Origin of the sequence: Pseudarthrobacter sp. fls2-241-R2A-168 (genome assembly GCF_030209335.1) — a bacterium.
Lineage (GTDB): Bacteria > Actinomycetota > Actinomycetes > Actinomycetales > Micrococcaceae > Arthrobacter.
This window is the reverse complement of record NZ_JARVSG010000035.1, coordinates 159,949-182,113: the sequence shown is the minus strand read 5'-3', so window position 1 is coordinate 182,113 and position 22,165 is coordinate 159,949. Positions and strand designations below refer to the sequence as shown.

The 22,165-nt window shown below is 68.1% G+C and carries 15 protein-coding genes; 7 read left to right on the top strand and 8 right to left on the bottom strand.

The features are described from left to right. Nucleotides 1–186 precede the first annotated feature (186 nt). Genes QRN11_RS18040 through QRN11_RS18030 form a run of 3 tightly spaced genes read left to right on the top strand, consistent with a single transcriptional unit; the run spans nucleotide 187 to nucleotide 8,088 of the window. A complete protein-coding gene (locus QRN11_RS18040) occupies nucleotides 187–3,507 on the top strand; it encodes a DUF5107 domain-containing protein (protein WP_285313887.1) in 3,321 nt (1,106 codons plus the stop codon). Further along, nucleotides 3,504–7,169 (top strand): beta-galactosidase, encoded by a 3,666-nt coding sequence (locus tag QRN11_RS18035; RefSeq protein ID WP_285313886.1) that lies wholly within the window; start codon nucleotides 3,504–3,506, stop codon nucleotides 7,167–7,169. The genes QRN11_RS18040 and QRN11_RS18035 overlap by 4 nt, the downstream gene beginning before the upstream one ends. 49 nt (nucleotides 7,170–7,218) lie before the next feature. Next, complete coding sequence (locus QRN11_RS18030) at nucleotides 7,219–8,088, top strand: helix-turn-helix domain-containing protein (RefSeq protein ID WP_285313885.1); 870 nt, start codon at nucleotides 7,219–7,221, stop codon at nucleotides 8,086–8,088. 11 nt (nucleotides 8,089–8,099) lie between these two features. Here the strand turns inward: QRN11_RS18030 and QRN11_RS18025 are convergent, their stop codons facing one another. Next, a complete protein-coding gene (locus tag QRN11_RS18025; RefSeq protein ID WP_285313884.1) occupies nucleotides 8,100–8,351 on the bottom strand; it encodes a hypothetical protein in 252 nt (83 codons plus the stop codon). A 130-nt stretch (nucleotides 8,352–8,481) separates the two neighbouring features. Here QRN11_RS18025 and QRN11_RS18020 point away from each other — a divergent pair, with 130 nt between their 5' ends. Further along, nucleotides 8,482–9,159 carry a cyclodeaminase/cyclohydrolase family protein gene (locus QRN11_RS18020; protein WP_285313883.1) on the top strand — a complete coding sequence of 226 codons (678 nt, stop codon included), beginning with the start codon at nucleotides 8,482–8,484 and terminating at the stop codon, nucleotides 9,157–9,159. Nucleotides 9,160–9,263: 104 nt separating this feature from the next. Beyond that, complete coding sequence (locus QRN11_RS18015) at nucleotides 9,264–10,709, top strand: short-chain fatty acid transporter (RefSeq protein WP_285313882.1); 1,446 nt, start codon at nucleotides 9,264–9,266, stop codon at nucleotides 10,707–10,709. A 9-nt stretch (nucleotides 10,710–10,718) separates the two neighbouring features. Here the strand turns inward: QRN11_RS18015 and QRN11_RS18010 are convergent, their stop codons facing one another. The 3 genes from QRN11_RS18010 to QRN11_RS18000 are packed head-to-tail and all read right to left on the bottom strand — an operon-like array spanning nucleotide 10,719 to nucleotide 12,861. Beyond that, on the bottom strand, nucleotides 10,719–11,483 hold the full coding sequence (locus tag QRN11_RS18010) for an MBL fold metallo-hydrolase (RefSeq protein ID WP_285313881.1): 765 nt from the start codon (nucleotides 11,481–11,483) through the stop codon (nucleotides 10,719–10,721). Between the two features lie 12 nt (nucleotides 11,484–11,495). After that, nucleotides 11,496–12,197 carry an SCO1664 family protein gene (locus QRN11_RS18005; protein WP_285313880.1) on the bottom strand — a complete coding sequence of 234 codons (702 nt, stop codon included), beginning with the start codon at nucleotides 12,195–12,197 and terminating at the stop codon, nucleotides 11,496–11,498. Nucleotides 12,198–12,228: 31 nt separating this feature from the next. Next, entirely contained in the window at nucleotides 12,229–12,861 is a 633-nt protein-coding gene (locus QRN11_RS18000) for an MSMEG_4193 family putative phosphomutase (RefSeq protein ID WP_285313879.1), read from the bottom strand. Nucleotides 12,862–12,951: 90 nt separating this feature from the next. On the opposite strand from QRN11_RS18000, the gene QRN11_RS17995 reads away from it, so the two are divergent. Further along, nucleotides 12,952–14,340 carry a sigma 54-interacting transcriptional regulator gene (locus QRN11_RS17995; RefSeq protein WP_285313878.1) on the top strand — a complete coding sequence of 463 codons (1,389 nt, stop codon included), beginning with the start codon at nucleotides 12,952–12,954 and terminating at the stop codon, nucleotides 14,338–14,340. A gap of 45 nt (nucleotides 14,341–14,385) precedes the next feature. After that, on the top strand, nucleotides 14,386–16,401 hold the full coding sequence (locus QRN11_RS17990; protein ID WP_285313877.1) for a vWA domain-containing protein: 2,016 nt from the start codon (nucleotides 14,386–14,388) through the stop codon (nucleotides 16,399–16,401). A 5-nt stretch (nucleotides 16,402–16,406) separates the two neighbouring features. Here the strand turns inward: QRN11_RS17990 and map are convergent, their stop codons facing one another. The 4 genes from map to QRN11_RS17970 form a co-directional block, all read right to left on the bottom strand. After that, nucleotides 16,407–17,186: a type I methionyl aminopeptidase gene (gene map / locus QRN11_RS17985; protein WP_285313876.1), complete on the bottom strand. Its 780-nt coding sequence runs from the start codon at nucleotides 17,184–17,186 to the stop codon at nucleotides 16,407–16,409. A gap of 57 nt (nucleotides 17,187–17,243) precedes the next feature. Then, nucleotides 17,244–18,527: an MFS transporter gene (locus tag QRN11_RS17980; protein ID WP_285314026.1), complete on the bottom strand. Its 1,284-nt coding sequence runs from the start codon at nucleotides 18,525–18,527 to the stop codon at nucleotides 17,244–17,246. A 142-nt stretch (nucleotides 18,528–18,669) separates the two neighbouring features. Continuing rightward, nucleotides 18,670–19,851 (bottom strand): VWA domain-containing protein, encoded by a 1,182-nt coding sequence (locus QRN11_RS17975; RefSeq protein ID WP_285313875.1) that lies wholly within the window; start codon nucleotides 19,849–19,851, stop codon nucleotides 18,670–18,672. After that, nucleotides 19,848–22,148: a DUF5682 family protein gene (locus QRN11_RS17970; protein WP_285313874.1), complete on the bottom strand. Its 2,301-nt coding sequence runs from the start codon at nucleotides 22,146–22,148 to the stop codon at nucleotides 19,848–19,850. Before QRN11_RS17970 ends, QRN11_RS17975 begins: the two co-directional genes overlap by 4 nt. Nucleotides 22,149–22,165: the final 17 nt, after the last annotated feature.

The following is a 22,165-nucleotide window of genomic DNA, read 5'->3' as shown; positions in this document are numbered from 1 at the left end:
CGGTGACCCGCTTTCCCCAGGAAAAACGCCAGGCGCGAGCCCTGCATCCAGTACAGCTCTACACAGTGTCCGCTTCGCAACAGCTCTCCGCACCCAGGGCACGCCCCTGCTGTAAACGATCGTCCATGTATGCGCGTGGATATGCCATGGGAAAGGCCACGCGAAGTCCATAGGCTTTGATTCGTGATGGATCAGAACAAAAGCCGCATCATCCTGCCTGCCGCGCCGCCTGACCAACAGGCCGTCCTGGATGCAGGCGGTGTTGCCTGCTGGTCCGAGCCGGTCACCATCGACACGTACGCTCCCGGCGAGCCGGACCGCTACCCGCTGTTCCTGGACCGGCGCGTGTACCAGGGGTCCAGCGGCAAGGTGTACCCCCTGCCGTTCATCGACAGCATCTCGGCCACCAAGGAGCCCCGGCTCTGGCAGGCTATCCACCTGGAAAACGAATATGTGCGCCTGATGCTGCTCCCGGAGGTTGGGGGCCGCATCCACATCGGCTTCGACAAAACGGCCGGCTACGACTTCTTCTACCGGAACAACGTGATCAAGCCCGGCCTGGTGGGGCTGGCAGGGCCGTGGATCTCCGGCGGTGTCGAGTTCAACTGGCCACAGCACCACCGCCCCGGGACGTTCCTCCCCGTAGAAACCTCGGTGGAGCGGGGAGACGAGGGCCAGGTCACCGTGTGGCACAGCGACCTCGACCCGCTGCAACGGATGCGGGGCAGCCACGGTGTCCGGCTGCGCCCCGGCAGCTCCCTGATCGAGGTCGAGGCGCGGCTGTACAACAGGACCGATGAACCCCAGACCTTCCTCTGGTGGGCAAACGCTGCGGCCCGCGTCCACGATAAATACCAGTCCTTCTTCCCCACCGATGTCCGGTACGTCGCCGACCACGCCCGGCGCGCGGTCACCGCCTTCCCGCGCGCCGACCGGCCCTACTATGGCGTGGACTACCCGGCGCTGGCCGGACAGGACGGCCGGGAGGACGCGGACCGCATCGATTTCTACGCCAACATCCCGGTCCCCACCTCCTACATGATCACGGACACCAAGGACAGCTTCTTCGGCGGCTACGACCATGACGCCGGTGCCGGCTTTGTCCACTGGGCCGACCGCAGCATTTCCCCGGGCAAAAAGCAGTGGACGTGGGGGAACGGCGCCGTGGGCGCGGCATGGGATGCCCAGTTGACGGACGACGACGGCCCTTACGTTGAGCTGATGTCCGGCGTGTTTACAGACAACCAGCCCGACTTCAGCTACCTGGCTCCGGGCGAGACCCGCACCTTCAGCGAGTTCTGGTATCCGATCCGGAAGCTGGGCCCGGCGCACCAGGCGAACCTGGACGTGGCCGTGGCACTCCGGGTGAATGAGGACGGCCGCACGGTTACCGCCGGCGTGTCCGCCACGGCCCACCGGGAAAATGCCACCGTGGTGCTCAAACACCGCGATGTTGCCGTCCGCGCATGGACTGCCCCGATCTCACCGGCCCACCCTTTCACCGGGACAGCCGAACTGCCCGGGCCCGTATGCGAAACCGACCTTTCCCTGCTGGTCCTGGACGGGGACCGGGAACTGATCTCATGGACCCCGCGCCAGCACGAGGACACTCCTGTTGAACCCTGGATAGCGGCTGAGCCGCCACCGCCGTCGGACGTCGATTGCCCGGACGAGCTCTTCGTGACAGCAACGCACCTGGCGCAGAACCGGCATCCCACGCGCTCGCCCCTGCCGTACCTGGAGGAGATCCTCCGCCGGGACCCGCAGGACTCCCGCGCGTCGACAGCCCTGGCAGCCGCCAAGTACCGGGCCGGCCACTACGCACAGGCCCGGAAGCTGCTGGAAAATGCGCTGGCGCGGCTGACCCGGCGCAACCTGAACCCGCCCAGCGGGGAGGCCAGCTACCGGCTCGGCCTCGTCCTGGAGCGTGCGGGCCACCAGGATGAAGCGCAGGAGCGGTTCGGGAAGGCATCGTGGGACAGGGCCTGGGCCCATCCGGCACACCTGGCACTTGCCCGCCTGGCCATGAGGTCAGGACAGCCCGCTGAAGCGCACCGGCACGCCGACGCCGCACTGCGGCTGGATCCGGCCAGCCTGGAGGCGAAGCACCTGCTGTTCCTTGCCCTGGCAGGCTCCGGACGCGTGAACGAAAGCGGCCGCCTGCTGCAGGACATCCTCGTGTCGGATCCGCTGGACCCCGTGGCACTGGCACTGGATGGCTCGCTGGACGCCAAGGATCCTAAGACCTCCCTGACAGTGGCCTGCTGGCTGGCGCGGGCAGGGCAGTGGCAGCGTGCACTGGACCTCACCGGACAGGCGCAGGCCGCAGGCGCCAACAAAGTCTTCGGCAACCCCGAGCCCCTGCGACACTACCTCCGTTCCGCCTGGTTCGAGGATCTGTTGGACCCGGAGGCGGCTGCGGCAGAACGTATGGCGGCAAGGCGCAGCGATACGGCCTATGCCTTCCCCTATGGACTGGACGAATACGACGCGCTGCACCGGGCCCTTGAGGCGGATCCCAGGGACGAGGTGGCACACGGGCTTCTGGGCTGCTGGCTGCTGGACGCCGGGCGCACCGGCGACGCCCTGGCCCACCTGGAAAAGTCCATGCTGCTCGGTTCAGCGGATCCGGTGGTCTGGCGGAATGCGGCCATTGCCACCGTCAATACCGGCGGTGATCCCGGCGCCGCCGACCGGTACTTCGACCATGCTCTTAAACTGAGCCCCGACGATGCACGGCTGGTTTTTGAACGCTCCGTCCTGGCCGGGCTCCGCGCGGCGCCGATCGAGGAACGGATCGCCGGCATCGAACAGCAGTCCCGTTCGGTCCTGGACCGCGATGACCTGGTGCTGCTCTACGTCAACCTGCTGATTGATGCAGGACGCGTCGAGGAGGCCCTGGAGATCATGTCCACCCGTACCTTCCAGCCCTTCGAAGGCGGTGAAGGGAAGGCGCTCGCAGCTTACGACCGCGCGGCGGTCCGGCAGGCCAGGGCGCTGATGGAGCAGGACCCGACGGCGGCAATCGCCTTGCTGCGCGCCGGCGTCGAGGCCCCGGCGAACCTGGGCGAGGGACGGCATCCGGCGGACACCATGGCCGAACGCCTGGTGGCGCTGGGGGACGCGCTCGAACTGGCCGGAGATTCAGGGGCAGCAACCGGCGCGTGGAATCTGGCCTGCCGGAAAAGCAGCCCGTTAGCCGTGGACCCCGCACCCGCCGGCCCCGCCGACTACTGGCGGGGCGTGGCCCTCACCCGGCTGGACCGGGAGGCGGAAGCGGAAGCTGCCTGGCAGTGCCTCGAAGACCGTGCTGATGAACTGGCAGCCGCCCCGGCGGCGCCCGCCTATTTTGCGACATCCCTGCCCGAACTGCTGCTGTTCAATACTGATACAGCCGCCGCCCGGAACACAACGGGCCGTTCACTCCGCCTGCTCGCCGCGGAGGGCCGGGCTTTACGGGGAAGCCCGCACCAAGGCCCGCACCACAAGGAAGGGGCAAGCCTGTGACCGAGGCACCGCGGTACCTCGGCTCCGGAACGCTCGAAGCCGGCCCGAGCGCCCTGACGGGAACACCGCCGTCGCACCTTCCATCCCGCCTGACCATCACCCTTTGGGACTTCTCCTGGTACACCCGCGGCGAGGACGGCGGCCCGTACGCAGACCTGGACGCTGCCTGCGCGCAAGCAGCAAAGCTGGGCTACAACACCATCCGCATCTGCGCCGCCCCGCTGCTGCTCTTCGGCGGCCTGGGGCTGGATCACCTGGCCACCGACCTTGAGATCGAGGGCCTTGGGCAGGCTCCGGACGGCGGCATCTACGGACGGGGCACGCGCTGGTATGACGTGCCGGGTGGGTACCGCCTGAACCTCCGGGAGCGCCTGCTGGAACTTTTCGACGCCGCAGCCCGGCACGGACTCGTTGTCATCCTGGCCAGCTGGGAGTACCAGCAGTCCACGGTGTTCGCCCGGTCCCCGGAGTGGTTCGACGCCATCGATTCCGTCCCCCTCGCTGACAGGTACCGCATGCTGGCGGACGCCTGGGACCGGCTCATCAACGCGCTCACCGCGGCCGGGCACCGGAACCGCATCGCCATGGTGGAACTCCATAACGAGGTGGATTTCTCCATCCTGCCCGCGCTGGCCGACGGCGGCAGCGGGCAGCTGCACCGGCTGCGGTCACTGCATCCGGACCTCCTGGTCACCGCCAGCTACGGCAAACCACCGCACCTTGCGATGCATACCGTCCCTGACGGGCTCGGTGCGGCGCAATTCCATGTCTACAGCTACGGTGTGCTGGATGCGCTGCAGCAGCAGATCGACATCCGTTCCGAAGGCACGGCGGACTTTCCCAACCCGGCCCTGCGTGCCCTGCTTCGCCCTGATGCGCCGTCGATTGAAGAGTACGGACGCCTGGCGGACTGGAAGTACCGCGCCACTGTGGTGACCGACCAGATGTTCTACGGCTACGACTGGATTGATCCGGAGGCGTGGGATACGTGGCTCTACAACGAGTACGGGCCCTACCGCGAGGTGATGCGGCGGGAAGTCGAGTCGCGGGTCATCGCCATCGCGGCCTGGGCCCGCTGGAAGGACGTGCCGGCCGTGGTGGGCGAAGGCTGGATCGGCTACACCCCGCTCCACGGCACCTTCGAGGAAGGCCCCCTCGGCAAGGACCTGGCCGAACGCGGCATCCGCACGGCACTGCAGCACGGAATCTGGGGCATGGTCCTGTGCTCAAACGCTGCCCCGCACCACCCCTTGTGGGCCGACGAAGACTGGCAGCGCCGCATGAACAACGTCATCCTGACCGCCCCGGGAGCTGAAAGAAACCCTATGCCTTCTGAACAAACCACCGTCGAACTCCTCACAGCCGCTCACCGGCCGCACGGACGTGCCCTGCAGCTGCCGCCCATGAGCAACACCCAGGACCGCCACAGCAGATGGCGGCTCACCAGCCAGTACATCGAATGCGGCGGCAGTCCAGCCGTACCGGTGTCAGGCGAAATCCACTTCAGCAGGCTGCCCCGCGGCCGTTGGGAAGACCGGCTGCGCCTGATGAAAGCCGGCGGCATCACCGTAGTGGCCTGCTACATTTTCTGGATCCACCATGAGCAGACCGAAGGTAAGGCCCGCTTCGACGGCAACCTGGATCTTGCCGCCTTCGTCCGGCTGTGCGCGGACCTGCATCTGGACGTGGTCCTGCGCATCGGGCCCTGGGCGCACGGCGAGGCCCGCAACGGCGGCTTCCCGGACTGGGTCCAGGGAGCCGCCGTCAAACACCGCACGAACGATCCCGCCTACCTGGCCCTGGTGGAACGCTGGTTCAACCGCCTCGGCACGGAGCTTGCAGGGCTGACCGGGCCGGAGAGCAACGTCATCGGTATCCAGCTGGAAAACGAACTGTACGACCAGCCCGGACACATTATTGAGCTGAAGAAACTGGCCCGGGCAGCCGGACTGAGCGCGCCCGTATGGACCGCCACAGCCTGGGGCGGGGCGGACATCCCGGAGGAGGAGGTCCTGCCGGTCTTTGGCGGCTACGGAGACGGCTTCTGGGTGGACGCCGACGCGCCTTGGGATCCCACCTTCCGGCAGCACTACCTCTTCAGCCACCAGTGGGATGACCCCGGCATCGGCGCCGACCTCCGCGGGCATTTCTCCGGCAGTGAGGCAGAGCCGCCCCGGTCGCCGTCGGCCCTCTACCCGCCTGCCACCTGCGAGCTGACCGGCGGCATGGCCACCGCCTACCAGCGCCGGCCGTGGCCCACGGGCAAGGACGTGGCCGCCGTGGCCAACAACAAAATCGGCAGCGGTTCCGGCTGGCAGGGATACTACATGTTCACGGGCGGAACCAACCCTCCCGGCGGCCTGCAGGAATCCCAGGCCACCGGCTACCCGAACGATCTTCCGGTGTTCGACTACGATTTCCACGCACCGATTGGCGCCGCCGGCAGGCTCGCACCCAGCTTTGCACTGCTGCGCAGGCAGCACGCGTTCCTGGCTGCGTTCGGCGACCGGCTCGCCCCGATGCCATCCACGCTGCCGGACCAGGTGCCCGCGGGTGTGGAGGACTCCGAGACGCTCCGCTGGGCGCTGCGCTCGGATGGCGAGGCCGGGTTCGTGTTCATCACCTGGCACCAGCCCCACGTCCCGCTGCCGGATCACGGCGGCGCGCAGTTCAGCCTGTCACTGGAGGCGGTGACGGTGACTTTTCCCCAACAGCCTGTCACCATCCCCGCCGGAACCATTGCCGCGTGGCCGGTCAACCTCGACACTGCCGGAGTCCGCCTAAGCTGGGCCACGGCTTCGCCGCTCACCCTGCTCGGGCCCGAATCGGCACCGACATTGGTCCTGGCAGCCGGAGCAGGCATCGAACCGCAGCTCTGTTTCCCTGAAGGAACAGTCCTTGAGGGGCCGGCTGCCGCCCTGGGCGGCAACGCCTACGCCACCGATCCCACCACGCCAGCTACCCTGACGGCCCGGTCCTCGGGCAGTGAGCTAAAGATCCTGGTCCTGCCGGCTGAACTGGCGGATCAGGCCTGGGTCCTGGATACAAAGCGCGGAAGGCAGCTGGTCCTGTCGGCCGATCCGCTCTGGACCGGCGGGGACGGACTCCTGGCCGGAAGGTCGCCGGGATCACCTTCGGTCCGGCGGTACTCCACAGAGTCCCGCCGGTTCGAGGATGTTCGGACCTCCGCGGCCGACCCGGAAACAGCGCGCCAAACCCTTACTGTCGAACGCATCCGGGCCGCGGCGCCCGTCCCCGTTTCCTTCGGCTCCCTTGCCGGCCGGGCGGCCGCTCCCACGGACAGGGACATGGACGAACATGCAGAGGTCTACCGGCTTGAGCCGACGGCGCCCTTCCCGGCAGGAGAGGGGCACGCGGAGCTGGAGATCGCCTGGGCAGGAGACGTCGCCAGGCTGCTCGTTGACGGCAGAGTGGTTGCCGACCGCTTCTGGGACGGTTCCCCCTGGGTCATCGAAACGCACGACGCCGGAATCGGCCCCGGTGCTGAGGTCCTGCTTCAGGTCCTTCCCCTGCCGAAGGGCGCGAAGGTGGCGGTGCCGCAGGCGGCCCAGCGCAGGCGCGATGATGCCGACGCCAACCTGGCGGCCCTGGACAGCGTGAAACTGATCCACTGGGCCGCGTGGCAGGAGGAGCGTGCCTGAATGATCCTGTCCGCCATAGTATGGACGTTTGGTGACGGAAGGAGCGGGCGTGGAACGGGCAACGGGGTTCCGGAACCAGCGGCTGGTGGTGGTGCCGCGGCCACTGGTCCGCGAAGCACTCGCCCGTCCCGTCACGCGCCGCCTGCTGGTCACCGACGCCGGAGTCTTCCCCGTCGCTGAGGCCCACGGCCGGTACCGTCCCGAGGGCGCACAGGAAACCATCGTCATCCTCTGCGTGGCGGGAACCGGCTGGGTGGAAACACAAGGTGCCCGGTTCGACGTCGGCAAGGGCACCGCCGTCGTGCTTCCCGGCGGTACAGGGGAGGCACATGCATACGGTGCCTCCAGGGACGACCCCTGGACTATCTGGTGGTGCCACGTCCGCGGCTCCGACGCTGCCGAACTCGTCGCCGAGTCGGGCGTCCGTCCGGACCGGCCCGTCATTGCGCTGGTGGCCGTGGACAGGCTGACGGCCATGCTGGACGAGATCATCTCGGCCTTGGAACAGGACCAGTCTCCGGCCCGGCTGGTGGCCACGGCCGGGATGGCGTGGAAGCTGCTGGCCACCCTGGCCGTGGACCGCCGCGTCCCCGGGCAGGGCACACCGCTGCAGCAAGCCATGAAGTTCCTCGAGGACAGGGTGGACGGCACCGTCCGGCTGCCCGATCTGGCGGCGCTGGTGGGTGTATCGTCCTCACAGCTGAGCAAGCTTTTCCGGGAAGCGACGGGCGGGGGAGTGCTGGCCCACCATACGGCGCTGAAGATGGCGCGGGCACGGCTCCTGCTGGACACCACGGACCTGACGGTTGCGGCGGTGGGGCGAGAGGTGGGCGTGGCTGACCAGTTCTACTTCTCCCGGCAGTTCCGGCGGCTGCATGGCGTCAGTCCCCGGGCGTACAGGGCGGAACGGAAGGGCTGAAAGGTGCCGCGCTACGCCTGGTGCGGGGTCCCGGTGTGCGGGAGGAGCCAGCGGCGCACTGCGTCCAGGACTTCATCCGGATCCACGGTGTACATGGTTTTCGGTTCTGCCGTGGCGGAATGGCTGTAGGTCATCCGTGCCCGGAAGCCCGGACTCTGGTTGGGTTCGGTCCAGGTGCGGATCACCATGGTTCCCATCGGAGGCGCGGCCTGGTCGGGCTCGTCGTCGCCGCTACTCCCCGGCGGTGGAGCGTCCTGTGCCATGCCGTCCCCCTTGTTCGCATCCAGCGGATACCCAATCTGCCTTGATCCTGCTGCATCAGCATCAGGAAACGGCATGTGTACGCCCAAAATCTGCTCAAGATCCGCCGGGGAAGTAGGCACAATGGGTGCCATGGCTGATTCTGAAGCGGTGACAACCCAGGATTCGACGGTTGAAGCATGGACCCAGGCCCTGGCGGAGTCGAAGGGCTCCCCGGGAGGAGGGGCCGGGACCGGCGTGATGCTTGCCATCGCCGCATCGCTGATCTCCATGGTGGCCGGCTACACCGAACCCGGCGAAGAGCAGCGGAAGGAATTGGCGGACGTCCACGCGCGGGCGTGCACGTTGCGCCGGACCGCGCTTGAACTTGCCGACGGCGATGCTGCCGCTTCCGAAGCGTTTGGCGCCGCGTTCCGCCTCGAACGGGGGCCGCAACGTGATGATGCCATCCGGCAGGCGTCGGTGAACGCTGCCCAGGCATCGGCAGTGCTGGGCGACCACGCCGTCGATGCCATTGAAGACCTCGGCTGGCTTGCCGCCAACGGGAACCCGGCCCTCATTGCCGATGTGGTAGTCGCGTTCGGCGCCCTGCGGGCAGCAGTGACGGGGGCCCGCACCAACGTCAGTTTCGACCTCGCCACACTGCGGTCCGCCGGCGCCACACTCGAAGAGATCCGTGACGGGCAGCCCGTTCTGTGGGCAACGGTCCAACGGCTCAACGCGGCGCTCGAAAGGATCGATGAGCTGACGGCCGCCGTGGACCACCGCGCCGCGCCCACGGACACCGGCGCCGTTCAGGACCCTGTGTAGCAGCCCGCGGCACGCTGGGTTAGTGCTGATTAACCGGTTTTCGCGCCGGCCCGCACTAAGCTCCCTCGGGTAACAACGTGGCACTCGATGGAGAGGTAGTTCCTGTGGGAAACACAGTCTTGACGGAAGGCGCAACTGAAGAACAGGGCCTGGCCCGGGTTGCCCAGCGGATGGCGGCCTGGACCGAAAAGTGGTTCCCGGATGCCTACATCTTCGCCCTGGCCGGCGTGGTGATCATTGCCGTCGCGGCCCTGGCCATCGGGGCCTCACCGCAGTCCATCGCCGATTCCTTCGGCAACGGCTTCTGGGACCTGACCGCCTTCACACTGCAGATGGCCATGGTGGTCCTCACCGGTTACGTGGTGGCGACGTCCCCTCCGGTGGCGAGGCTCATCAACCGGCTGGCGCTGATCCCGAACACGGCCCGCACGGCAGTGAGCTTCGTGGCACTGATGTCCATGTCCGTATCGTTCCTGAACTGGGGCCTGAGCCTGATCTTCGGCGGGCTGCTGGCCAGGGCCATTGCACGGCGGAAGGACCTCACCGTGGACTACCGGGCGCTCGGCGCAGCCGCGTTTATGGGCCTTGGCGCCGTCTGGGCGCTGGGCCTGTCCTCTTCAGCCGCCCAGCTGCAGGCCACCGCCGCCTCGCTGCCTCCGGCCCTGCTGAAGATCACTGGAATCCTAGACTTCGGCACAACCATCTTCACCTGGCAGTCCCTGCTCACGCTCGTCATCCTGATGGCACTGACCACGGTGATCGCCCATTTCTCGGCCCCCCGCGGCGGCGCCATCCGCACGGCGGAGGATCTCGGCGTCGACCTCGACGACGAACCCAGCGAGCCTGCCCCGCGCTCCCGCCCGGGCGAATGGCTCGAATACAGCCGGATCCTGCCCATCCTTGCCGGCATCCTGACTCTGGGTTGGCTGGTCTCCCAGTTCCTGACCAAACCGTTCCTCACTGTGGTGAGCAGCCTGAACGGCTACCTCCTGGTGTTCCTGATCCTGGGCCTCGTGTTGCACGGGACGCCGCGGAACTTCCTGCAGGCCGTCACCAAGGCTGTCCCGGCCACTGCCGGGATCCTGGTCCAGTTCCCGCTGTACGCGGCCATGGCAGCAATCCTGACCAAGGCCACGGGCCACGGCGGCATGACCATCTCCTCCCACCTGGCCGGCTTCTTCTCGGACATCGGCGGCAATGGCGCGTTCGCCGTCGTGATTGCCCTCTACACGGCCGTCCTGGGACTGCTGGTACCGTCCGGCGGTGGAAAATGGCTCGTGGAGGCACCGTACGTGATGCAGTCAGCCACCGACGTGCAGATGAACCTTGGCTGGACCGTGCAAATCTACAACATCGCCGAGGCGCTGCCGAACCTCATCAACCCGTTCTTTATGCTGCCGCTGCTGGCGGTCCTCAGGCTGCGGGCACGCGACCTGGTGGGCTTCACGTTCCTGCAGTTTGTGTTCCACCTGCCGGTGGTGCTCCTGCTGGTCTGGCTCCTGGGGATGACGTTCGAATTCGTCCCGCCGGTGATGCCTCCCGGGCAGTAGGGAACTACCCTAGCGGCGGAGGGCCGCCACGGCCTCCGCCAAGGGCATGTGCAGTGCCGGACCGTGGCCGGGAAGGATCACGGACGCGTCGACGCCGGCCAGGTGGTGCGTAGATTCGAGGGCGGCCGCCGGGTCCGAGTGGTACATGGGGTGGAGCATCTGCGGTCCGGTCTCCCGGCTCAGCGGATGGCCACTGACGAAGCAGTCCCCGACGGCGATGGCACCCGCCTTTGGCAGGTGGATCGCGGAGTTGCCTGGTGTGTGTCCCGGTACTGGGATGGCTTCGGGACGGCCTGGCAGGTTCCGGAGCGTCTCCGGGTCCCAGGCACTGGCCTGCGTTGCCGGTTCTGCCGTCAAAGCCCCGGACCGGATGACGTGGAGCAGCCAGCGGAAAACGCGCGGGCGCCAGGCACGGGCCATGACCTGGCCGAACGTGACCTGGTGCTTTTCCTTGCCCTGGACATGGGCCAGCTCTTCCACTGCACAGAGGACCGGCGTCCCGTAGGTGCTGGCGAAGTAGGCTGCGGAGCCGGTGTGGTCCACGTGCCCGTGGGTGATGAGTACGGCCCGGGCGTCACCTGGCTCCAGTCCCAGGTGGCGGATGGACGCCAGGACCAGTTCCCGGTCCGAGGGGTAGCCGGTGTCGATGAGCATAAATCCCGTCAGGTCGCGGACCACCACCCAGTTCGACGCAGGGCCCTGGACGTGATGGACACCGGGGGCCGGCTCGGACAGATGATCTGCGGGCTGCCAGTTCCTGGCTGTGGAGTGCATGGCTGAACCGACCTACACCAGCGGCCACGGGTAGCGCATGCCGGTGGGGTCAGCCGGCAGGACGCCACTGCCCAATATGCGCTGAACCCGGCGCCGCAGCGCACGGACTTCGGCAGGGTAGAGCAGTTCCTCCACGTTGGAGGGAACTTCCTCAGCGAGCGGCTCGATGTCCACCAGCATGGCGTCCGGGACCGGGTTCCCGGCAAAGTCCCAGATGACGGTGCGCAGTTTGAAGTCCGCCGAAAAGCACAGCCCGTGGTCGATGCCCCACACGCGGCCGTCGTGGCCCCGCAGCACATGCCCGCTTTTGCGGTCGGTGTTGTTGCTGATGACATCAAACAGTGCAATCCGGGCCAGGTCGCCGTGGGTTTGGGGCGCGTCCCCGTACAGCGTGAAGTAGTGCTCCCGGTAGTCACAGGCCACAAACCACTGCAGCGAGCCGACGCCCAGGGGCGGGTCATCGCGGATCACCGTGGGCGGCACCAGGCCCCACTGCAGGTATTCGCTCAGGAGGTAAGCAGCGCGCTCGCGCCGGTACAGCCCGGGCTCGAAGTCGCACAAAGGCCGTTCCCCGGACTCCGGTTTGTACACCGCATGGGCGGACTCCCCGTTCCAGGAAACCCGGACCAGGAAGGTGGCGTTGCTGCTGCGGGGGATGCGTGCGATGAGGTCCACCCGCCCTTCCGCCAGCAGCGTCAGTTCCCGCCCGGACACCGGCCGTCCCCTCGCTTTGTACCCCCGGTGATCATGGCGCCCTCAGCCCGCTCAGTGGCTCCGACGTTGAATTCACCATCAGCACTGCCGGCGGGCGACCGTCCTCATACTCGATGGCAGACACCGATCCCGGGCTGATCATGATCCGCTGGAACAGGTCCAGGTGTGTGCCCATGGCGTGCGCCACGGCCGCTTTGATGGGATCGGCATGGGAGAAACATACGACGACGGCGCCCGGGTGGGCCGCCCGCAGCGCCTCGAGTGCGCCAACCATCCGCGCCTGCATCTGTGTGAAGCTTTCCCCGTTGGGAAACCGGAACGTTGAGGGACTGTGCTGCACTCCCTGCCACTGTGGCAGGGCCGCGAGTTCGGCGAGCGGCGCGCCCGTCCAGTCCCCGAAATCGCATTCGATCAGCCCGTCGTCGTGATTCAGCGGCAAGCCGGCGCTGGTGGCGGAAGGAGCCGCCGTCTCACTGGTCCGTTCCAGGGGAGAGGAGTAGATGGCGGCGACGGGCAAGCCCGCGAGGCGCTCCGACACCCGTTGGGCCTGGGCCCGGCCCCGCTCGGACAGGTGCAGTCCCGGCGCGCGGCCCGGCAGCACCTTCCCGGTGGTTGGCGTCTCCCCATGCCGGATCAGGAGAATCAGGGTGCGCTGGGCAGTCATCACCACAAGAGTAGATGGGCCGGCTGGACAGCGTGCGATGATTCCCGGAATTTCCTCGATTCCCGGCAGGCCTGGGGCTACCGTGGAGTGGTGACTGATCGACCCGAAATCTTCACTGTTGGTGAATTGCGTGCAGCCGGGCATGTCCAGAAAGACCTGCGCCACGAAATCCGCGACAACCTGCTCGCCGCGCTCGCCGAAGGCCGCGATCCGTGGCCCGGGCTGTATGGCTTCAGCCGCACGGTCATTCCCCAGCTGGAGCGCGCCCTGATCGCCGGCCACGATGTGGTCCTGCTCGGAGAGCGCGGGCAGGGCAAGACGCGGCTCCTGCGCACGCTCGCGGGGTTGCTGGACGAATGGTCTCCTGTGATCGAGGAGTCGGAGCTGAACGAGCACCCCTACGAGCCGATCACCGGGCAGTCCCGGGCCCGCGCCCTCACCGAAGGGGACCGGATGCGGGTGGCATGGCGGCACCGCTCGGAGCGGTACGTGGAGAAGCTTGCCACCCCGGACACCTCCGTCGCGGACCTGATCGGAGACGTGGACCCGATGCGCGTCGCCGAAGGCCGCCGCCTGGGCGATCCTGAAACCATCCACTACGGCCTGGTGCCCCGCTCCAACCGGGGGATCATCGCCATCAACGAACTGCCGGACCTCGCCGAGCGGATCCAGGTGTCGATGCTCAACGTGATGGAGGAACGTGACATCCAGATCCGCGGCTACGTGTTGCGGCTGCCACTGGATGTCCTTGTTGTCGCCTCCGCCAACCCCGAGGACTACACCAACCGCGGCCGGATCATCACGCCGTTGAAGGACCGCTTCGGCGCCGAAATCCGCACGCACTACCCCCTTGAGCTGGACGATGAGGTCTCGGTGATCCGGCAGGAGGGGCAACTGGTGGCTGACGTGCCGCCGGTCATCCTCGAAATCCTGGCCCGCTACACCCGGGCGCTCCGGCAGTCACCGGCGATCAACCAGACCTCCGGCGTCTCAGCGCGGTTCGCGATCGCCGGTGCCGAAACGGTGGCGGCGGCTGCACTGCGCCGGGCCAGCGTGCGCGGCGAAGGCGAAGCCGTGGCAAGGATCGTGGACCTCGGCACCGCGGTGGACGTCCTCACGGGCAAGATCGAATTCGAATCAGGTGAGGAGGGCCGGGAACAGGCAGTCCTCGACCACCTCCTGCGCACGGCCACTGCCGAAGCGGTGCGGGCGCACTTCCAGGGCATCGACATGGGCCCGCTGGTGGCCGCGCTGGACGGCCACCGGACAGTGACCACCGGGGACCATGTCACGGCGGATGAGTTCCTGGCCAACCTGCCGTCCCTGAACGGCTCGGGACTATACGACCAGATCAGCGGACGCCTGGGAGCGAAGAACCAGGGACAGCGCGCCGCCGCCATCGAACTTGCCCTGGAAGGCTTGTACCTCGCCCGCCGGATCTCGAAGGAATCCGACGACGAGGAAACCATCTACGGCTAGCCGTGTTGGAAGCAGTACAGCCGGGAGCACAGCAGAGGAGGCGTCATGGCCAGCCACAACCACTCCGCCAGGTACGGCCGGTACACGGGCGGGCCCGATCCGCTCGCGCCGCCGGTTGACCTTGCCGAAGCGCTGGACGCCGTCGCCGAGGACGTGATGGCCGGGTACTCGCCGCGGCATGCGCTGGAGGAGTTCCTGCGCCGCGGCGGGCGGGACCGGGAAGGCCTGGATGACCTCGCCCGGCGCGTGCAGCAGCGCCGCAGCGAACTGCTGGGCCGGCACCGGCTGGACGGAACACTCAACGAGGTCCAGAAGCTGCTTGAGACGGCGGTGCTGGAGGAACGCAAGCAGCTCGCCCGCGACGCGATGATGGATGACAACGACCGGGCCTTCCGTGAGATGCAGTTGCAGAACCTGCCGCAGTCCACGGCGGCGGCGGTGAACGAACTGGCCTCCTATGACTGGCAGTCGGGGACCGCCCGGGAAGCCTACGAGCGGATCAAGGACCTGCTGGGCCGCGAGGTCCTCGACCAGCGGTTCGCCGGCATGAAGCAGGCACTCGAAAACGCCACGGACGAGGACAAGGCAGCTGTGGCAGAGATGCTGCGGGACCTCAACGGGCTGCTGGACAAACGCCGGCGCGGCGAGGACACGGACCAGGACTTCCAGGACTTCATGGCAAAGCACGGCGGCTTCTTCCCGGAGAACCCGCAATCGGTCGAAGAGCTGATCGATGCCCTCGCCAAGCGCGCCGCCGCCGCCCAGCGACTCCTGCAGTCGATGTCCCCTGAGCAGCGCGAGGAGCTGATGCGGCTTTCCGCCCAGGCTTTCGGCTCACCGGAACTGATGGCGCAGCTGGACCAGCTCGATGACAGCCTCCGCGCCCTGCGGCCGGGTGAGGACTGGAACGGATCCGAGCGGTTCGAGGGCCAGGAGGGCCTGGGACTGGGCGACGGCACAGGAGTACTCCAGGACATCGCCGAACTGGACGGACTCGCCGACCAGCTGTCCCAGTCCTACAACGGATCCAACCTGGACGACCTGGACCTCGATGCCCTGGCCCGCCAGCTCGGCCAGAACGCTGCCGTCACGGCCCGCACCCTGGCCGGGATTGAACGGGCCATGCAGGACGGCGGCTACCTGCGCAAGGGAAGTGACGGCGACCTGCGGCTCTCCCCGCAAGCCATGCGGCAACTGGGCAGGTCCCTGTTGCGGGACACCGCGAAGCAGCTGTCCGGCCGGCAGGGGCGCCGGGACACGCGCACCGCCGGCGCAGCCGGCGAGCAGACCGGTTCCAGCCGCCCCTGGGAGTTCGGGGACGCCGAGCCCTGGGACGTCACCCGTACGATGACCAACGCGATCCACCGCACGGTGGCCGACGGCGGCACGCCGGCACAGGGACTGCGGCTCACCGCCGCCGACATCGAAGTCAGCGAAACCGAGGCACGTACCCAGGCCGCCGTCGTCCTGCTGGTTGACGTCTCCTTCTCGATGGCTGCCGAGGGGCGCTGGGTGCCGATGAAGCGCACTGCCCTGGCCCTGCACCACCTCATCTCCACGCGCTTCCGCGGCGACCGCCTCGAACTGATCACTTTCGGCCGCTATGCCCGGTCCATGGACATCGCCGAACTGACGGCACTGCCGTCGCGGCGGGAACAGGGCACCAACCTGCACCACGGCCTGCTGCTGGCCGGCCGCTTCTTCCGCCGCCACCCGTCGATGCAGCACGTCCTGCTGCTGGTGACCGACGGCGAACCCACCGCCCACCTGCTGCCCGATGGCGAGCCGTGGTTCTGCTGGCCCTCGGATCCGGAAACCATCCGGGTCACGGTGGCGGAGCTCGACCGGCTGGGCCGCGGCGGCACCCAAACCACGTTCTTCCGGCTCGGCAATGATCCCAGCCTGGAGCGGTTCGTGCAGCGCATGGCCCGGCGGGTGGGGGCCAGGGTGGTGGCGCCCGACGTCGGCGGGCTGGGGGCTGCGGTGGTGGGGGAGTACCTGCGGGCGCACTTCCGCGGACAGGCGTTCGACGACGCCGACTGGACGTCCTGGGACCGCTGACCGTCCTACTGCGCCGGCGTGGGCAGGGTGAGGATCTCGGCACCGTCCCCGGTGATTGCGATGGTGTGCTCGCTGTGCGCTGTCAGGCATCCGGTGGCGCTGCGGAGGGTCCACCCGTCAGCGTCGGTGACGAGTTCGGCGGTGTCCGCCATCACCCAGGGCTCCAGCGCCAGCAGCAGGCCCGGTAGCAGCGTGTACCCGCGGCCCGGCCGCCCGGTGTTGGGGACGTGGGGGTCCTGGTGCATGGTTGAGCCGATGCCGTGGCCGCCGAACTGCGTGTTGATGGGGTAGCCGGCCTCGCTGAGGACCGAACCGATGGCATGGGAGATATCGCCGATGCGGGCGCCGGGACGGGCAGCGGCGATGCCGGCATACAAAGCGCGTTCGGTGGCATCGATCATGGTGATGCTTTCCAGCGGCTGTGAGCTGCCCACGATGAAACTGATGGCGGAGTCCGCAGCCACCCCGCCCTTGACGACGGCGAGGTCAAGGGTGAGCAGGTCGCCGTCGGCCAGGGTGTAGTTGTAGGGCTTCCCGTGCAGCACGGCATCGTTGACCGCTGTGCAGATGTAGTGGCCGAACGGCCCGCGGCCAAAGGACGGCTCGTAGTCGATGTAGCAGGATGACGCCCCGGCGCCGATGATCATTTCCCCGGCCCACCGGTTGATGTCCAGGAGGTTGGTACCCACCGTGGCGCGGCTCTTGATGGCCTGCAGGATGTCGGCGACGAGGGCTCCTGTTTCCCTTGCCCGGATAACTTCGGCGGGGGTCAGGATCTCGATCATGCGGCGGCCTTCCTCGTCTGGAGACCAACAACTATACCCAGCACTGGGCCAGCAGGTTCAGGCGCGGGAATCCTGGGCCGGCCCCTGGTCCGAGGGCGCTGCCGGTGCACTGGCCCGGTCCGCCGGAGCACCCTGCCGCCGGCTGGCCACCAGGAATGGAACTGCAAGGCTCTGGAAGATTCCGGCCAGGGCCAGTGACGCCGGGTAGCCATAGAGGTCCGCGCTCCGGCCAAGCAGCGGCTGCACCACCACGCCGCCGCTGGACCCCATCAGGGAGGCGAAGCTCAGCACCGTGGCCCGCTGCTTCGACGGGATCATGTCGTTCACGTACGCCTGCCGCACGGGCATGGCGCATGAGTCGACGACGGCCCAGAGCGTCAGCAGGACCAGGGCGGGCCAGAAGACCCGGGTGAAGCCGAGCACCAGCAGGAGCACCGCACTGATGCTGCCGGTCAGGATCAGCACAGACGTCCGTTTATGGAACAGCCTCCTGGCATAGGGCGCCAGCCAGCCGCCCACCACTTGGGCGCCGGCCACGATGGCCGCCGCGAGGCCAGCCACGGAGTAAGCGTGCGGGTCGCCGTAGAGTTCCAGCAGGAAAGGCTGCAGCGCATAGAAGACATAGATCCCGACGCCGGCACTGAACGGGGAGGCCAGCATCACGTACCGCACGGGCGGGATTTTCAGGCCATTATCGATGGAGGCCGTCAGGACAGCGCGCGTCGCCTTGAGGGGGTGCGTGGAGCGCTCAGGCGTGAACCCGACGTCGTGCATCAGGCCGAAGGCCACAGCGAACATGGCCAGCAGCACGCCCACCCGCACCAGGAACGGCACGCCGAGGCTGGTGGCCTGGGCGATCACGCCGCCGGCTACCGAACCGGCGAGCATCGCCACGCCCGAGACCATCTGCCCCCGCCCGAAAACCGGTTCCAGGCCGCCCTCGTAGCCGGAGTAGCGCAGTGCGTCGACGAGCCACGCCTCAACGGCGCCCGAGAAGAAGGTGAAGCCCAGCCCCAACAGCACAGACACCACTGCCCACAGCGGAAACGGGGCTGAGAACTGCCACAGCAGGTAGTAGAGATAGGTGGAGCCTGCCAGGGTTACGGTGCCCAGCAGGAACGACGCCCGGCGGCCCCAGCCGTCAGCAACAACCCCCGTGGGAACCTCGAAAATCACCATCCCCGCGGTGAAGAAAGCGTTGGCGGCGAAGGCCTCGAAGTTGCTCAGGCCGGCGTCCAGCAGGAACAACGTGTTGACGCCCCAGATGAAGGAGGCGGCAAGGGTATTGCCCAGCGTCAACGTCAAGTAAATGCGCTGGATCTTTCGGGCGGCAGCGTTCATGGGTTCGCTGTCCCGGCTGCGGATAGCACGGAACACGAGGCCATTCTCGTCCCGATCCGCCCGCTATGCCAGAGCTGGTGCCAGGACGGAGTCTGGCGGACGTGCGGTGCCACAGGCGGTCATCTGGCAGGCTCTCCGAACCTCACGGTTCGTGCGTCGCGGTGATGTCGTGCGATGCGGCCCATTCACTCACATCCCGCCGTTCGATCGCCGCTGCCATCAGGTCGGGGAACAGATCGGGGGTGCAGGCGAAGGCCGGGACCCCGATTCCGGCGAGGGCTGCCGCGTGGTTGGCATCGAAGGACGGGTGACCGCTGTCACTGAGGGCCAGCAGCGCGATCATGGTGGTGCCGGACCCGACGATGCTGGCGGCCCGGCGCAGCATCTCCTCGGCGATGCCGCCTTCGTAGAGGTCGCTGATGAGCACCAGGATGGTCTCGGTGGGCTGGGTGATCCGGTCCTGGCAGTACGCCAGGGCACGGTTGATGTCCGTGCCGCCGCCCAGCTGGACGCCGAACAGCACATCCACCGGATCGTCCAGTTCATCGGTCAGGTCCACCACTTCGGTGTCGAAGGCCACCAGCCGGGTACGCACTGAGCGCAGGGAGCTGAGCACCGCCCCGAACACACTGGAGTACACCACCGACTCGGCCATGGAGCCGGACTGGTCGATGCACAGGATGATCTCACGCTGGATCTGGGTGCTGCGCCGGGCATGCCCCACCAGCCGCTCGGGCACGATGGTCCTGTATTCGGGCTGGTAGTGCCTGAGGTTGGCCGCGATGGTCCTGTTCCAGTCGATGTCCCGGTGCCGCGGCCGCCTGGTCCGTGCGGCCCGGTTCAGCGCACCGGTGACCGCCTGGATGGTCCTGGCACGCAGCCGCTCCTCCAACTCATTGGTCACCTGGCGGACCACCGCCCTGGCCGTCTCGCGGGAATGCTCGGGAATCACCCGGCCCAGGCCGATCAGCGTACTGACAAGCCCGACGTCGGGCTGTACCGTCCGGAGCATCTCCGGCTCGAGGAGCAGCTGCCGCAGGCCCAGCCGTTCCATGGCGTCCGCCTGCATCACCTGCACCACGCTGGACGGGAAGTACCCGCGGATGTCGCCCAGCCAGCGCGACACGCGGGGGCTGGAGGCCCCGAGGCCGCCGCGGCGCTGGTCCTCACCGTATAACTCCTCCAGGGCGTGGTCGCGCCGGGCGTCGGCGGCCGAAAGCTCCACCTTGTTGCCTTGTGCGTCCCTGATGCCATCGGCCCCGTGCCCGCCAAGCACCAGCCGCCAGCGGGCCAGGCGTCCGCGGCTGTCATCGCGCTCCGTCACGCCACCACGTCCCATCCGAGGTACCGGGCCATTGTCCGGACCGCGGGGCCCGCCGCCGCCAGGTCCGGCAGATCTTCGTTTCCGGCCTGGACGCTGCCGCCAATCCGTGTCACTTGTTCGCCGATCTCCCGCCGTTCAGGCTCACTGAACGCCGAAAACGTCCTGCGCAGGAGCGGCAGGACGTCGTCGAAGGTCTCGTCGTCCACGCCGGCCACCCAGCGGTCCACCAGCTGCAGGAGCCGCGGATCGTAGATCAGCAGCGTTGCGTCGCCGGAGACCACGCCATCAAGCCAGGCCGCGGCTTCCCTCGCGGGGGTGGCAACGGAGAGCCGGCGGCTGAGCCGTGCGGCAACCTGGTCCGGTTCAACCAGTCCCGCATCCAGCAGCAGCCGGGTGGCCCGTCCCGCCACCGCTCCATGGATCAGGTCCGAGCCTGCGACGGCGGACAGGGCCCTGTGCCAGTCATCCAGGGGAAGGTCCGGCACCAGGGACAGCCCGTGCTGTGCGGAGTCGATGGCGCGCCGCATCACGTCCGCGGCTTCATCATCCAGGCCGGCGCACGCCGTCGGCAGGCCTACGCAGGCGCGCACCACTGTAGTGTCCAGGATCATCCGCACCCCCGTCACGTCCACACCGCGCACATTGCCGTACCGGCAGGTGCGGGCCAGGGGCGCGACTGCTTCCAGAAGCGGGGCGACGTCCTGCTGCAGGGCAGTCCGCTCGGCGAGGACCGAGACCACGGCACCGATTCCCTCCGGCAGGTCTGCGAGGAGGCAGTTCGCGAGCAATCCGCTCAGGCTTCCCAGGTTGGCGTCTTCCCGGGCGCGCTCGGCAACATAGGCCGAGGCGGCCGCGGCCACGGTGGTGCCGTACCGGCCGGCCTCCACCACGGCGATGGCCAGCTCCGGCTTCCACTGCAGCGTCCACGCCTCCTTGAACGTGCCCAGGGTCCGGCCCGTTTCGGCGGGAATTCCCCAGTCCACCCCGAGCAGCGCCAGCCGGTGCAGCAGTACGGAGCGGGCCAGCTGTGCGGGTTTGCGCAGGTCCAGGGCCAGGACCTCCTCCATGGCGCTTGGCTTCCACCGCAGCCTGCGCTGGGTGGCGGCAAGATCGGCGGCGAGGGGGACGGTGGGCGCGGAATCAGGCACGCTACCCAGCTCGAGTCCCACGGTCAGCTCCCGGTGAACCAGGGCCAGCGGCAGCGGCGACCCGTCGCACAGCACCGCCTGGGCGGCATCGTCAAGTTCTGCCAGTCCCGGACTGGGCCGTCCGCGGACAGTGGCGAGTGCGTCCGCCATCCTTGTTGCCTCCACCACTGATGCCGTTGACGCGTCCAGGTTCTCGCCGCGCAATGCGCGCGCCACCCGGACCAGCCAGGTGGTGGACACGTCCGTGCCCGGGTCTTTCCCCATCCAGTGGGTGAACAGATGCTGGTACCAGCCGGGTGCGGTGACGCCGGCGCCGTACCCGCTGGCCAGGCTGAGCCGGCCCGAGGTCCACGGCACCCACGTCACGGCGATCTTCGTTTTGGGCAGGCCGGCCAGGACCTTATTGTCGGCGGCGGCCGGCGGAAAGTGGGCGGGTACCAGTGCCGGTGCATGGTAGGCGCCGCACACCACGGCAATGCGGGCGTGCCCCTCGCGGAGGGCGGCCCGGAGCAGCCGCCGCATCGACGCTTCCCGCCGGTTGTTTTCCAGCACATCAGGATGGTGGGCCGGCCTGTCATCGGCTGCGCGGATTTCGGCAATCGCTTCAGTCAGCGCCTCGAACCGCTCCACGGGGTCGCTGTGGCGGTGCTCCACGGCGTCCTCCCACCAGCGCTCGGCATCGCTGTACCCGGCCGCGCGGGCGAGGATCCCGATGGCGTCCGGCCGGTAGGGGCGGGAATCCGCGGAGGAGGAGCCGCCGTCGTCCGCCAATAGCGGCTCCTCCTCTGCCGGCGCCTCGTCCGACGGCGGGACGTCACCCGCCTCCCGCAGCGCGAAAGTATGCGCTGCGGGCAGGTCAATGGCGCGCACCTGCGCGCCTGTGGACAGCGCCCAGCGGATGGCCACCCACTCCGGGGAAAAGCTGGCCATTGGGTAAAAGGAAGCCAGCCTCGGCTCATCCGGAACATAGATCAGTCCGGCTACCGGCGGGACCATCTCCGGGTCGCTGAGAAGGGGAATCACCTGGTCCAATTCCGGCGGTCCCTCCACCAGCACAAGGTCCGGCCGGAGGGCGGCGAGCGCCTCGGCCACGGAGTGCGCCGAGCCGGGTCCGTGGTGCCGGATTCCGAGGACGTGGACTTCTGTCATGGTTGCAGGAGTCCCGG

Excerpts from the sequence above, each read along its gene's own strand:
- QRN11_RS18040 (WP_285313887.1), top strand. The coding sequence starts at position 187 with ATGGATCAGAACAAAAGCCGCATCATCCTGCCTGCCGCGCCGCCTGAC.
- QRN11_RS18025 (WP_285313884.1), bottom strand. The coding sequence starts at position 8,351 with ATGGCACAGGACGCTCCACCGCCGGGGAGTAGCGGCGACGACGAGCCC.
- QRN11_RS18020 (WP_285313883.1), top strand. The coding sequence starts at position 8,482 with ATGGCTGATTCTGAAGCGGTGACAACCCAGGATTCGACGGTTGAAGCA.
- QRN11_RS18010 (WP_285313881.1), bottom strand. The coding sequence starts at position 11,483 with ATGCACTCCACAGCCAGGAACTGGCAGCCCGCAGATCATCTGTCCGAG.
- QRN11_RS18000 (WP_285313879.1), bottom strand. The coding sequence starts at position 12,861 with ATGACTGCCCAGCGCACCCTGATTCTCCTGATCCGGCATGGGGAGACG.
- QRN11_RS17990 (WP_285313877.1), top strand. The coding sequence starts at position 14,386 with ATGGCCAGCCACAACCACTCCGCCAGGTACGGCCGGTACACGGGCGGG.
- map (WP_285313876.1), bottom strand. The coding sequence starts at position 17,186 with ATGATCGAGATCCTGACCCCCGCCGAAGTTATCCGGGCAAGGGAAACA.
- QRN11_RS17980 (WP_285314026.1), bottom strand. The coding sequence starts at position 18,527 with ATGAACGCTGCCGCCCGAAAGATCCAGCGCATTTACTTGACGTTGACG.
- QRN11_RS17970 (WP_285313874.1), bottom strand. The coding sequence starts at position 22,148 with ATGACAGAAGTCCACGTCCTCGGAATCCGGCACCACGGACCCGGCTCG.